The following is a 12,248-nucleotide window of genomic DNA, read 5'->3' as shown; positions in this document are numbered from 1 at the left end:
TTAGTTGAACAGCTATCAAACCCATTGCTGATACCAAGCCTCAAAGTCAGATGCAGGAATTGGCCTAGACATATAATAACCCTGACCATAATCACATCCCATCTCTTGTAACGACTTCCATACCTCAATATTTTCCACACCTTCCGCAACCACATGCAAGCCCATGTTGTGCGCTAGCTCAATAGTTGAATTAACGATAATTCTATCATTCTGATTTTGTTCAACATGCATAACAAATGACTTGTCAATTTTCAGCTCGCTGACAGGTAGCTCTTTTAAATATGACAAAGATGAGTAGCCTGTACCAAAATCATCAATCGCTAGCTTAATACCCATTTGAGATAAATGCAGCAAGGTCTGCTTTGCACGATGTGGGTCATCCATGATGCTACTCTCCGTCACCTCTAGTGAAATGAGCGATGTGTTTGAGCCCGTAGATTTTAGTATTTCAGCAACTTTGTTTGGAAAGTCAGAATCAATCAAATCTCTTGCCGAGATATTCACTGCAATTGGAATGGATATACCCTTCTCCAGCCAAACTGCGCTAAGTTTAGAAGCCTCCGCTATCATCCAGAGCGTAATATCTCTAATTAACCCGGTTTGCTCTGCAAACGGAATAAACTGGTCAGGAAAAATCATTCCTCTAGTTGGATGCTTCCATCTAATTAATGCCTCAACCGAGGTCACCACTCTACTTTTGAGATTAACTTTAGGTTGAACAAAAATCGACAACTCATTGTTATGTATTGACTTTTTAAGCTCAGAGACTAGAGTAAGATTTACATTGCTTCCTACATCAAAGCTTGGCTGAAATACCACTGGCCCAGATTTTTGTGCTTTTGAAACCTGCATAGCAACCTCTGCAAAACTCAAAAGTTGCTCTATTTGGTTACTATGAACTGGATAACTTGCAATACCAATGCCCGCAGTGATATCAACAAAGTTATCGTCTAACTCAACCGGCTTCTCAAAAGCCTGCAAAAGCTTTTGTGCAATATTCACTGCTACATTTGCATCAGTCGCCGGCAACAGCACAGCAAACTCATCGCCGGAGATTCTTGCAACTAGATCATTATCTTTACGAAACACCTGCGAAATACGAATAGATACCGCATGCAATAACTGATTACCGAAATCGTACCCGAGCACGTTGTTAATTTGTTTGAATCGATCCAGATTCATAACCAACACAGAAAGTGGCTCACGACTGACGTCTGACTTATTGATGGCACTATTAAGCTCCTTCATGAACGATGCACGGTTTGGTAAGCCCGTCATTTCATCCCAATAAGCTAATTTAGTAATGCTTTTTTCCCTATCGGCAATCGCGGTACGCATGCTACTGAAAGCGCTACTTAGCTTACCTAACTCATCTTTTCTGGAAGTATCAACATTGAAGGTGTAATCGCCCTCCTCCAGCTTCCTAGCTGTATTTGCCAACTCGACAATTGGCTGCGCCACTATGCGCGAAATATACAAAATACTCACGATAAAAATGAGCATACCGACAATACTTAAAATCAGAAAATTAAGTAATAACACCTGAAAAGGCGCGGTCGCTTCATCAATAGACCGTTGTAAAACCACATAGAGTGATTCATTAATATTTTTAAATATAGAAACATACCTAGTACCAAAAGCAACATCGCCGATGGTCAGCTCTAAATTACTGGGGGTATTGAAAGCTTGCTGATCTGTTGTATATTTCACAATCTGCTCAGTAGCACCTACGCTCATAGTACTTGCGGTCGAGTGCCAAGGACTTTTTCCAGCCTGACTTATAAAAGTTACTTCCAGATTACTAAGTTTGTGCAGTGTATTTGCCAAGCTGTTGTTGATTTTAAACCCCATCACGACCCAGCCGATTGTAAGCGGGGCTTTCACCGGCACAGCAACTAGTTGATATGGCTGATTTTTAAAAATTGTGAAGTTGTTTTTTTGTGAGTCACTTTTCGCCTTGTAAATAACTTCGGCTATCTTCTCACTCACCTCAGTTTCTGACAGGTTTTCAGAAATCACTAAACTATTTTGATTAGCAGAGTAAAAAATTGCGATATCTGCATTGATTCTTGATTGGTGGTTAACCAGTGCAGAGAGGATGGTTTCGTGATCATTACTCGCAATTGCGGCTTTAAAGCCAAAGTCGGCAGCCAATATACGGGCACCTACACTTAAGCTCTCACCATTATTTTGCAGTAGGTTTAAAAATACACGCTCACCTACTTCCAGCTGTTGATTGACTGAACGCCGTGCGTTTTTATCAATGCTTAATTTAATAGCAATTGAGCTTAAAACCTGAATCACCAAGATCAGCGATAAAAATATAACGGAGATTCGACTTTTTAAACTTTTGAATTGCATGTTTTAGTTATGAGCGTAATGAGTTAGTTGTGGGTTTCAAGCTTTAGTGAAACCGTTTCGTTGTTTTTGATGGCTATTTTCTGCTCAGTAATAAAGTTTTCTTTAACTGTAGCGTAATACCAGGCTTTCAGCGTATGTTGACCGCTAGGTAAATCTGTCAGTTTTACGATGCCATTCACATCACTTTTGCCAAAATATGGCGTATCAACAATATGTATATAGGCCAGCATATTGTCATGAATATTACATCCAAGGATTACCGTACCAGGCTTATCAAAAACAACAGGCTTTGCCGGAACACCCGAGTAGAGTTTTAATTCAAAAACTTTAGCTGGTGAAAATGAGTAAACATGATGACGGACTGAGTCTTTATTGGGGAAGTTAACACTGGTGCCAACTTGTATTACGCTTACAAACGGCCAGAACTGCTTATTCTTTTGATCAACATTTGCTTCAGCCAACGCACTACGGTTAGGTTTGGCATCGGTCTCTAAATAAACAACAGCGTTACTTAGCGGATTACCTGCTTGGTCATTCACTTGCACCGTAAGCTCTGCTGCGTGTAATTGAAAGGATGTTGCTAGTAGAAATAAGCTAAGGGCAGCATGCTTCATAGATTGGCTCTGTAAGAATTAATCATTAATCGGTAACAATATCACGCTTCATCGGAGCTAGTATCTTTAATAGCTCATTTTTCTCCTTAGTCGCAACATGCTTATTGAGGGCAGTTCTGAATGTTTCTACAAACAACTCAAACTCGGCACTGGTCACTTTAAGATCACGATGAGAGTTTTTCATCGTTTCCCCTTCATAGACACAATTTCCGCCAGTCAGCACACATAACTGGTCAACAACACTTTGCTTTAAGGTACTTAATTTGACGCCATCGAACGAACGCTTAATTTTAGGATCAGACGCAGACATATCGATAGTTTCAGACACCACTAGCGTTAACACTGGCAGACCGCCAATGCGCTCAAATAAAGTTGGGCTCTCAGACTGATGGCTTGAAGATTGTATTTGTGCACAAGATGAAAGCACTAGCATTAAAATCATTAAGAAATTATTACGCATCAATTTAAGTCTCGGTTTTTATGTATCATTACTTTAATATAACCACTGTGATTAATCTATGTAATTACCTTGTTTATTATTTTTCGAAATAACGCCAGGAAAGGCAAATGTGCTGTTAACACGCAATCCAAAAAAACAACTTCTAGCATGGTCGTTGAATATTTTTGCAATCTCCGCATTAAGCCATGCTAATACCTTATTTGCAGGTGACCGCTTGTTAGCAACAGGCGGTGTAATGCAAATAGAGGGCGCTGGTGGCGGTGGGTTAACTCCTTGGGCTTTAATCTCAGGCTACGGCACTGACAAACAGATTGGTAGTTCCGCCTTTTATACCGAAGCAAAAACTAATGGTGACTTTGAAATAAGCTCAGGCGGTGTGAGTGTTGGTTTATATAATCGCCTAGAAATTTCGTTAAGCCAGCAAAAGTTAGGCTTGAGTGACACCGTCCCGGGCGAAAGCATTCGCATGGATACATTGGGCGTAAAAGTACGCTTGTTTGGCGATGCTATCTACGACCAAGACACATGGCTACCGCAAGTGGCGATTGGCGCGCAAATCAAACACAATGAAGACTTTGATAACGTACCCAAAGCCTTGGGTGCCAAGCATCAAACCGGGGTAGACCTATATTTAGCAGCAACCAAGCTATATTTAGGCGCAGCATTTGGCAGGAACCTACTGCTAAATGGCACACTACAGGCAACCAAAGCCAATCAGTTTGGTTTTTTAGGTTTTGGTGGTGACAATCACGACCATTATCAAATACAACCCGCAGCATCGGTTGCTGTGATGCTCACAGACCAATTACTGCTGGGCACTGAATATCGATATAAACCAGATAATTTAAGCGTATTTAAAGAACAAAATGCACATGATGTATTTTTAGCCTGGTTTCCTGTTAAAAACATATCACTGACTGCTGCCTACTTAGATTTAGGCAACATTGCAAATAAAGCCAATCAATCCGGTTGGTATTTATCTGGGCAAATCTCTTATTAAACTGGATTGATGATTTTATTTGCATTGCTTCAGGTGCGCCCTAACCTCAGGGCTATCGATTAAGCCATTTCTGTTTAATCAAATAATCTACACTTAACTTGCCTGCGCCGCCAAATAGTAATGGCGAGAACATCACCACATAAATCAAAGGTAATTTATAGTTACCAAAACCATCGCCAGCTTCATCGACAATACGGTAGCCTGCCCATAAATCATTTAAACTCATCCATTGTGCAGGCCAGTGTACCGTGGCGATCGCGACGATAGTAAGAATAATGAGTGAGATTGAAAAAAATCTTGTCGCGACACCTAGTAACAGCGCTATCGCGCCTAATAATTCAAAATAAGTTGCTATTTGCCAATTGATTTCTGGCGGTATCAAGCTAAATGGAAAAGGAAACGTAACATCTACAAACCAATTCGTGCCATGAAGTTTTTCAAACCCTGCCTCACCAAACTCATAGGCAAGGACTAAGCGTAAAAATAAAGATGGGATGCTCTCAGAAAGCTGATTGAGGTAGCCAATTGTGCTTGCATAAAGCCTGTAGATGCCATTAGTTAGGTTGTTGTTATACATGGGGTTTATCCTCGAAATTATTGGTATGGCTTAGTCGGGACAAACCGTAAAAACTTACAGTGATTTTTTAAGTGTTTTCTTAAATTAAGGCAGAAAGCTTCATTTTCCGTGCCTTATCTACTTTTACTTTCATCTGACGTAACTTGTAGTACAAGCGCACACCAAGCAAAAGCGCTAGTACAACGGCATAAAACAATGGCTCACGAATATCTTTTTTAACCAGCCACCAGAAATGCACTATGCCTAGCGTAGCGATTAAATAAACACTCAGGTGTAACTGTTTCCAATGCTGGCGCAATACCTGCATCATGTATTGATTAGAGGTAACCGCCAAAGGCACCGTTAGCAGATACGCTGCTGCCCCAACCAACACATAGGGATGCTTGATGATATCTTTTACGATATCAGACCAATCAAAGCCATAATCTAGCCAGAGATAAGTGGTGATATGCAGGCTGGCATAAAAGAACATCATTAACCCGACCATACGCCTAAACTGCAATTGCCAACTGATGCCCCATAGTAAGCGCACTGGGGTAAGGCTCAATGTGGCGAGCAGGATCACTAAGGCCCAAAACCCAGTTGACCTTTCAACAAACTCAACCGGGTTGGCACCCAAACCATCATTAACGCCCAGCCAAACTAAACGTACAAGTGGTACCAAACAGAGTAGGAATATCGCGGATTTAATCCAGCTCATTTGCTTTTTACTTGGTACGCGTCTAGGAAGTTGGATACTAGCCATACTGATCCACCTGCAATTTAAAAGTTTTTACGTAAATCTAAACCTGCATACATTTGCCCCACCTGCTCAGCGTACCCATTAAACATTTGCGTTTTAATGCGCCCTGCAAATAAACCTGCACCTATTCTTTTTTCTGAAGACTGCGTCCAGCGCGGATGATCCACCTGCGGGTTTACATTCGCATAAAACCCATACTCTCTAGGCCCTGCTTTCATCCAAGTGGTCATCGGCATTTTTTCTGTGAAACGAATTTTCACGATAGACTTTGCCCCCTTAAAACCGTATTTCCAAGGCACAACTAAGCGCATTGGTGCACCGTTTTGGTTAGGCAGTTTTTCACCATATAAGCCTACGGCCATGAGCGTGAGCGGGTTCATGGCCTCATCCATACGCAAGCCCTCAACATAAGGCCAGTCTAGTATTGGCAAATTCACCCCTGGCATTTGTTGTGAGTCAGCAAGGGATGTAAACTCAACATATTTAGCATTAGCATTTGGCTCAGCCCATTTGATTAACTGCGCAAGCGGAAAACCAAGCCAGGGAATCACCATAGACCAACCCTCAACACAGCGCATACGATAAATACGCTCTTCTAGCGGGGATAACTTTAAAATCTCATCTATGCCGATAACTTTGTTTTTCTTAACTTCACCTTCAATACTTACCGTCCACGGATATGGCTTAAATAATTTTGAATTAACTGCTGGTTCGTTTTTACTGGTTCCAAACTCATAAAAATTGTTATAGGTGGTGATATCTTCGTATGAGGTGAGCTTTTCATCCTTACCATAAGCGGTTTTAGTGAAGTTTGGTAGCGTTGGTAGTAATTTGGATGGGTGGCCGACAGGAGTAGTTTGGTGGGTTGCATTGGCTGCTAATAAAAAATTGCTGTGCGCTAAAGCCGAGGTAGCAAGCAAGCCTAAACCCGCTTGCTTGATAAAGCGGCGTCTATCTTCAAAAACCTCTTTGGGTGTTATTTCCGAAGGTGAAACATCGGCTTTTTGTAGAATAATCATAAGGATACCCAGTACTAAATGTATGTTTTAGAAACATTAAACCAGCATGAATGACGTTAAGCTGGATTGCATAGCTGTGACCGTCTAATTCATCATGAGTTTAACTAACTTACTTTAGTCTTAGCTGAATGAATATCCTTACAAAAAATCAGTATCTACAAAAATTACGAGGTCTGATTAAATCAAACCTTTAGTTTCTTTTTCTATCTCATCTGCAAGCGCTTGATCATGCGAATTTTTTGCGATTGATTTAGCTTGGTCAACCAGCGTTTTTGCCGTTGCACTGTCGCCGGTTGCCGCCTTTACTTGTGCCAATATGCAATAACCATAGGCCTCGTAATAAGCACCACCCTGCTCTTTCGCAAATTTAATAATTTTATTCAGAGTACGCTCTGCACGCTCATAGTTCTTAGCGGCAGAGTAATATCGGCCTAACTCAATACTGGCATGTGCGTATTGGTCCAACGTACCTGATTTTTCATGCATCATAAAGGCTTTGATTTGGAACTCAAGCGCTGCATCATGCTGGTTTAACTTATGGTGAGCTAGCGCAATGGATTCAAAACTCTCACCACGTTCATTATCATTTGCGGTCAGCGCGCTGCCAGCAAGATACGAATCTAAAGCCTGCTGATACTTGCCGGAATTTAGATATACGTTACCCTCACTTTGATACGCCACACGCTCAAACGCCTTGCTTTTTATGCTTTTAGCTTGCTGCAGGCTTTGCTCATAACTAACAATCGCTTGTTCGTACAAACCCGCGTCTTTGTACGCATGCCCGCTAACCAGGGCGATAATCATTTTATCAAAGCCGTCAGTCGCCTGCTTTTCTGCTAAGTTAAACGATTTGAGTGCATCGTCTAGCTTACCCTGTCCACTGTAAACACGCCCCTGACATATCAACGCTTCTTTGTCATTTTTGTTTGTATCAAGCGCTTTGTTCGCAAAGCTTAATGCTGCAGGAAAATCCGTTTGTTCATAAGCTTTATTGCATGCAGATGCATTATCACTTGCAGCATAAATAGTATTAAAAAACAGAGAGGTAGCTATTACAGTTAAAGTTTTATGTAGCTTCATTTTTGCTCGATGCGGTTAGATGAAATAAGTAACGATTATAAAAAAGTTGCCCACTGCTGAGACTTATCAGCAGTTGCAAAAAAATGCGGATTTAATAGCGAAGGCTTGGCGTTATAACTTAGCGCTACTGCTTGCATGTCTACAATATCACCGCCAGCTTCTTGTAGCACGCAATGTCCAGCTGCAGTATCCCATTCGTATGTAGGCCCTAATCGCGGGTACACATCCGCTTTACCTTCGGCAACCAAGCAGATTTTTAGAGAGCTACCCAAGCTGATAAGTTCAGGTTTAGCTAGGGTGGCCGTTTCTACGCCATGCAAAAACTTTTGGAATCGTTCATCAGAGTGTGATCTGCTACCAGCAACGGTAACCTGTGCCAGATTTAGTGTCTTTGCGTAAATTCGCTCTGCAGGCGCTGCCCCTTGCTGTTTATAGGCGCCATGCCCTTTACTGGCATAGTAAGTTAAACCAGTAACTGGGGCATACACAACCCCCATAATCGATTGATGCTGGCTAATTAGGGCAATGTTAACCGTAAACTCTCCATTACGCTTAAGAAACTCGCGCGTGCCGTCTAATGGGTCAATTAACCAATAGGTTTGCCAGTTTAACCTTGAGCCGATGTCGATTTCATCAGATTCTTCAGATAATACTGGGATGTCGGGCGTAAGCTGACTCAGCCTTGCTACGATAATATCGTGTGCAGCAATATCCGCCTCAGTCAGTGGCGAGTTATCTGACTTCATTTCAAAGCCAAAATCAGTCGAATAAATTTGCATAATCGCCTCACCGGCGTCTTTAGCAATTGCAATTACATCCGCTTGAAATTGATGGCCTTCATTGGTCATGATGGTTCACCTTCCGCTAATACTGCTAATAGGCCTGCCTCATCAAGAATCGCAATGCCCAATAATTGTGCTTTTTCCAACTTGCTCCCTGCATCAGCACCTGCCACCACAAAGTCTGTTTTCTTTGAAACACTACCTGCTACTTTTCCACCAGCTGCCTCTATCAATGCTTTGGCATCATCGCGCGACAGGCTTGGCAAGGTGCCTGTTAACACGAAGGTTTTACCAACAAGCTTACCAGTTGCCTGCTGCCTGCCTTCTGTTTCTACCCAATGTATTCCAGCATTTAACAATGCATCAATGACACTTTTATTATGCTCTTCAGTAAAGAAGTTCCTAATTGACTCAGCAACAATTGGGCCAACATCATTCACCTCTAGCAAATCTTCAACACTTGCAGCCATTAAGGCTTTTAAGTTGCCGAAATGTTTGGCTAAATCTTTTGCAGTGGCTTCGCCTACATTGCGCATGCCTAGTGCATAAATAAAGCGCGCTAGCGTGGTGTTTTTGCTGGTACTCAATGCATCTAAAATATTTCGAGCAGATTTTTCAGCCATTCGCTCAAGATTACTGAGCGTATGTAGATCTAGGCTGTAAATATCCGCCAGCGTATGCACCAAATTAGCCTCAACCAACTGGTCTACTAGCTTTTCACCTAACCCCTCAATATCCATGGCACGGCGTGAAGCGTAATGCGTAATTGCCTGCTTACGCTGTGCAGGGCAAAACAAGCCACCAGTGCAACGCGCAACGGCTTCATCTTCCTGCTTGAGAATGTGCGAGCCACACTCCGGGCACACAGTCGGCATTTCAAAACGGCGTGCATGTGGCGGCCGATTGGCAAGCACTACACTCACCACTTCTGGAATCACATCCCCGGCCCTGCGCACACTGACCGTATCGCCAATTAAAATATCCTTGCGGCGAATCTCATCTTCATTATGTAGCGTGGCGTTGGTCACGGTCACACCACCCACAAACACAGGTTTTAAGCGCGCAACTGGGGTTATTGCCCCAGTCCTGCCGACCTGCACGGTGATATCTTCCACCAGCGTGAGAGCCTCTTGTGCAGGAAACTTATGCGCGACCGCCCAACGTGGGGCACGTGAGACAAAGCCCAATTCAGCTTGCTGATTAAATTGATTGACCTTATAGACTACGCCATCAATATCAAAAGGTAGTTGCGGGCGCTGCTGGCCTATTTTTTCATAATACTCACTCAGCCCTAGCACGCCATGCACCACATCACGCACGCTGCTGACAGGAAAATGCAAGCTTGCCAAGTAATCCATGGCTACGCCATGGCTAGTCAGTACAGGAATCCCCTCAGCCACACCTAGACCATAAGCAAAAAATGTGAGTGGGCGCGTAGCAGTAACCTTTGCATCTAACTGGCGCAGGCTACCTGCGGCCGCATTGCGCGGATTTGCAAACAACTTTTCGCCTTTTGCCAGCTGCGCTTGGTTAAGTTTATCGAAGTCACGTTTCAACATAAGCACCTCACCACGCACTTCCAACAACTCTGGTGGGTTTTCACAATTTAAGCGCATTGGTATGGCACGTAATGTTCGCAGATTATGTGTTACGTCTTCGCCGGTGTAGCCGTCGCCGCGTGTAGCGCCTTGCGTAAAAACACCGTGTTCGTAAGTTAAAGTGATTGCTAGACCATCAAACTTTGGCTCAACCGCATACTCGACTTGTGTAACACCCAATGCATCACGGATGCGTTTATCAAAAGCCTCTAACTCACTCTGCTCAAACGCATTATTAAGGGAGAGCATGGCTTGACGATGAGTAATACTGTTAAACGCATTGCTAGCTGCACCACTTACACGTTGCGTTGGCGAATCTGGCACCACTAAGCTTGGGTATTGATGCTCCAAGGCTTGGAGTTCACGATAAGTTTTATCGTACTCACTATCAGGAATAGAAGGAGCATCAAGCGCGTAATACTCGTAGTCGTAACGCGCGATTAACTCACGCAACTCTAAAACACGCTGCTCAGCGTCGCTTAACTTCGGATCTGACATTAAACCTAACCTTGAAACTTATGAGAATAATCTACGCGCACTATCTGAACCAGGCACGATGCCCCGCACTAACATAGTGGCGTAAATTACTTTGAGTTGCTGCCGAATTTTTTCAATCTGCATATCGCCTAGTGGCCTGTTGTTATCATCGACCAACACTGCATTTAAGCCTGTTTCCATATTGCGGGCTATTTGAACCATGTGATTAAACGCCTCAGTACAATGCATCACATGCGGGATATCTAGCTGAAAAGTAACTGCTTTCACTACGCTGGTTCTTAACATTTCAGGGTTAAATGGATAATTGTCTCGATTAAACATCACAAATGAAACAGGCGCTGGCTTGGTATTGACTTGCGATGCTTCACTTTGATCATAATACTTAAATGCACCATCAGCCTCTAGCACCATGCCCTGCGCCTCACTGAGGCCTCTTAATTTAGTGCCAGTGAAAGCGCCATGATCACCATGCACCAAGTGAAAGCCCATGGTTTTATCCACTTCGATGCAAAAAGCATCTAGCGCCGAGGCAGCTAATAATGAGTCACCATTGCTTTGCCATTCAACGTGACCATCAATATCTAACCCCAAGGTTTCTACAGCTAACTGGAATCGATTCAAAACACTGCGAGTCACTGCACCGGCACGATCGGCAAGCTGCAAACTGCAAGTGATTTTTGTGGTAATGTCATGAGCAATTTCTGGCTGCACCGCTAATGCAGTTAACGGTACCCAATCCGTTTCACGAATTAATGCATGTAGATGAATCGGCTTATCGTAATCTTCAAAAAAACCACCAATACTCGCCGTAATGTTAGCAATGCTGGTTTCATTGGCCAAATAGATCACTGCAATTAAGTCCATCTGTGATTGCAGCATGGCTGGCAAACTGGATTTATTCACATCAGTTGCAACAGCAGCCTTAGGCGGTGTTGCTGCTGTTAGTTTAGGTAGTGCCGCAGGCTCGGCAGTTACATCACTAGTTGCATCATCTGACAGAGCGCTGGCTGCCGGGGTGGAGTTGATTTGATTAAACGCATCATTGAAAATTGCTTTGATTTCTTCATGCTGGGCTGGCTTGACATCGGCGGCACTACTGCTGAGTTCTTCAACCACCTCATTCAAATCCGCTTCCGGCGCATGGTAATGCTCATGGCCCTGCCTAGCGACTAACTCTGAATAGGTCTCATCAATATCATCCAAGGCATCCGCGTCGTTTTCTGCGTTCGCGCTATTAAGGCCGGCAAATCTAGCGTCTTGATCAAATCGTTCTTTCAAACGCTCGGTATCAATAGAAAAATTATCTTCGGAAAATTCATTAACCGCATCAGCACTGATAGCATCACCGCTAGCACCATCATTTAACAACGCATCGTTTTGTAATTGAGAGAAACTGCTTTCCACTTGCTGGTTGAACTTACGCTCCTGCCACCAGTTAAACAAAAGTACGGCAGCAATGATTAAAGCACCAATAATGATTAATATGATTTGCAAATCGTTCATTTACATTAAACTCT

Annotated in this window: 11 protein-coding genes; 1 reads left to right on the top strand and 10 read right to left on the bottom strand. The window is 43.1% G+C overall.

The window, feature by feature from the left end; genetic code table 11:
* Positions 1 to 15: 15 nt before the first annotated feature.
* From VGD82_RS03770 to VGD82_RS03760, 3 genes are read right to left on the bottom strand one after another with little or no spacing between them, the layout of a single operon-like run.
* The gene (locus tag VGD82_RS03770) at positions 16 to 2,361 is read right to left on the bottom strand and encodes a bifunctional diguanylate cyclase/phosphodiesterase (RefSeq protein ID WP_331019120.1); all 2,346 of its coding nucleotides are present in this window, start codon (positions 2,359 to 2,361) and stop codon (positions 16 to 18) included.
* Positions 2,362 to 2,384: 23 nt separating this feature from the next.
* Positions 2,385 to 2,975 carry a methylamine utilization protein gene (locus VGD82_RS03765; RefSeq protein WP_331019119.1) on the bottom strand — a complete coding sequence of 197 codons (591 nt, stop codon included), beginning with the start codon at positions 2,973 to 2,975 and terminating at the stop codon, positions 2,385 to 2,387.
* Between the two features lie 25 nt (positions 2,976 to 3,000).
* The gene (locus tag VGD82_RS03760) at positions 3,001 to 3,435 is read right to left on the bottom strand and encodes a group 1 truncated hemoglobin (RefSeq protein WP_331019281.1); all 435 of its coding nucleotides are present in this window, start codon (positions 3,433 to 3,435) and stop codon (positions 3,001 to 3,003) included.
* Between the two features lie 160 nt (positions 3,436 to 3,595).
* Between VGD82_RS03760 and VGD82_RS03755 the strand changes: the two genes are divergently transcribed.
* Positions 3,596 to 4,435 (top strand): DUF3034 family protein, encoded by an 840-nt coding sequence (locus tag VGD82_RS03755; RefSeq protein ID WP_414684457.1) that lies wholly within the window; start codon positions 3,596 to 3,598, stop codon positions 4,433 to 4,435.
* 52 nt (positions 4,436 to 4,487) lie between these two features.
* On the opposite strand, the gene VGD82_RS03750 is transcribed toward VGD82_RS03755, so the two are convergent.
* The 7 genes from VGD82_RS03750 to VGD82_RS03720 form a co-directional block, all read right to left on the bottom strand.
* Positions 4,488 to 5,012, bottom strand: a complete 525-nt coding sequence (locus tag VGD82_RS03750) for a DoxX family protein (protein WP_331019118.1) — start codon at positions 5,010 to 5,012, stop codon at positions 4,488 to 4,490.
* Between the two features lie 79 nt (positions 5,013 to 5,091).
* A complete protein-coding gene (locus tag VGD82_RS03745) occupies positions 5,092 to 5,757 on the bottom strand; it encodes a protein-methionine-sulfoxide reductase heme-binding subunit MsrQ (protein ID WP_331019117.1) in 666 nt (221 codons plus the stop codon).
* 17 nt (positions 5,758 to 5,774) lie between these two features.
* Positions 5,775 to 6,773 carry a protein-methionine-sulfoxide reductase catalytic subunit MsrP gene (gene msrP / locus VGD82_RS03740; RefSeq protein ID WP_331019116.1) on the bottom strand — a complete coding sequence of 333 codons (999 nt, stop codon included), beginning with the start codon at positions 6,771 to 6,773 and terminating at the stop codon, positions 5,775 to 5,777.
* Positions 6,774 to 6,950: 177 nt separating this feature from the next.
* Complete coding sequence (locus VGD82_RS03735) at positions 6,951 to 7,853, bottom strand: tetratricopeptide repeat protein (protein ID WP_331019115.1); 903 nt, start codon at positions 7,851 to 7,853, stop codon at positions 6,951 to 6,953.
* Positions 7,854 to 7,888: 35 nt separating this feature from the next.
* Positions 7,889 to 8,701 carry a 3'(2'),5'-bisphosphate nucleotidase CysQ gene (gene cysQ / locus VGD82_RS03730; RefSeq protein WP_331019114.1) on the bottom strand — a complete coding sequence of 271 codons (813 nt, stop codon included), beginning with the start codon at positions 8,699 to 8,701 and terminating at the stop codon, positions 7,889 to 7,891.
* Positions 8,698 to 10,731 (bottom strand): NAD-dependent DNA ligase LigA, encoded by a 2,034-nt coding sequence (ligA, locus tag VGD82_RS03725; protein WP_331019113.1) that lies wholly within the window; start codon positions 10,729 to 10,731, stop codon positions 8,698 to 8,700. The genes cysQ and ligA overlap by 4 nt, the downstream gene beginning before the upstream one ends.
* 18 nt (positions 10,732 to 10,749) lie before the next feature.
* Complete coding sequence (locus VGD82_RS03720) at positions 10,750 to 12,234, bottom strand: cell division protein ZipA C-terminal FtsZ-binding domain-containing protein (protein ID WP_331019112.1); 1,485 nt, start codon at positions 12,232 to 12,234, stop codon at positions 10,750 to 10,752.
* Positions 12,235 to 12,248 lie beyond the last annotated feature (14 nt).

This window comes from Methylotenera sp. (assembly GCF_036401095.1).
In the GTDB taxonomy this organism is placed as follows: domain Bacteria; phylum Pseudomonadota; class Gammaproteobacteria; order Burkholderiales; family Methylophilaceae; genus Methylotenera.
This window is presented reverse-complemented; position numbering and strand designations above follow the sequence as displayed.

Coding starts and splice junctions, on each gene's coding strand:
- msrP (WP_331019116.1), bottom strand. CDS start 6,773: ATGATTATTCTACAAAAAGCCGATGTTTCACCTTCGGAAATAACACCC.
- VGD82_RS03720 (WP_331019112.1), bottom strand. CDS start 12,234: ATGAACGATTTGCAAATCATATTAATCATTATTGGTGCTTTAATCATT.
- ligA (WP_331019113.1), bottom strand. CDS start 10,731: ATGTCAGATCCGAAGTTAAGCGACGCTGAGCAGCGTGTTTTAGAGTTG.
- cysQ (WP_331019114.1), bottom strand. CDS start 8,701: ATGACCAATGAAGGCCATCAATTTCAAGCGGATGTAATTGCAATTGCT.
- VGD82_RS03765 (WP_331019119.1), bottom strand. CDS start 2,975: ATGAAGCATGCTGCCCTTAGCTTATTTCTACTAGCAACATCCTTTCAA.
- VGD82_RS03760 (WP_331019281.1), bottom strand. CDS start 3,435: ATGCGTAATAATTTCTTAATGATTTTAATGCTAGTGCTTTCATCTTGT.
- VGD82_RS03745 (WP_331019117.1), bottom strand. CDS start 5,757: ATGGCTAGTATCCAACTTCCTAGACGCGTACCAAGTAAAAAGCAAATG.
- VGD82_RS03750 (WP_331019118.1), bottom strand. CDS start 5,012: ATGTATAACAACAACCTAACTAATGGCATCTACAGGCTTTATGCAAGC.
- VGD82_RS03770 (WP_331019120.1), bottom strand. CDS start 2,361: ATGCAATTCAAAAGTTTAAAAAGTCGAATCTCCGTTATATTTTTATCG.
- VGD82_RS03735 (WP_331019115.1), bottom strand. CDS start 7,853: ATGAAGCTACATAAAACTTTAACTGTAATAGCTACCTCTCTGTTTTTT.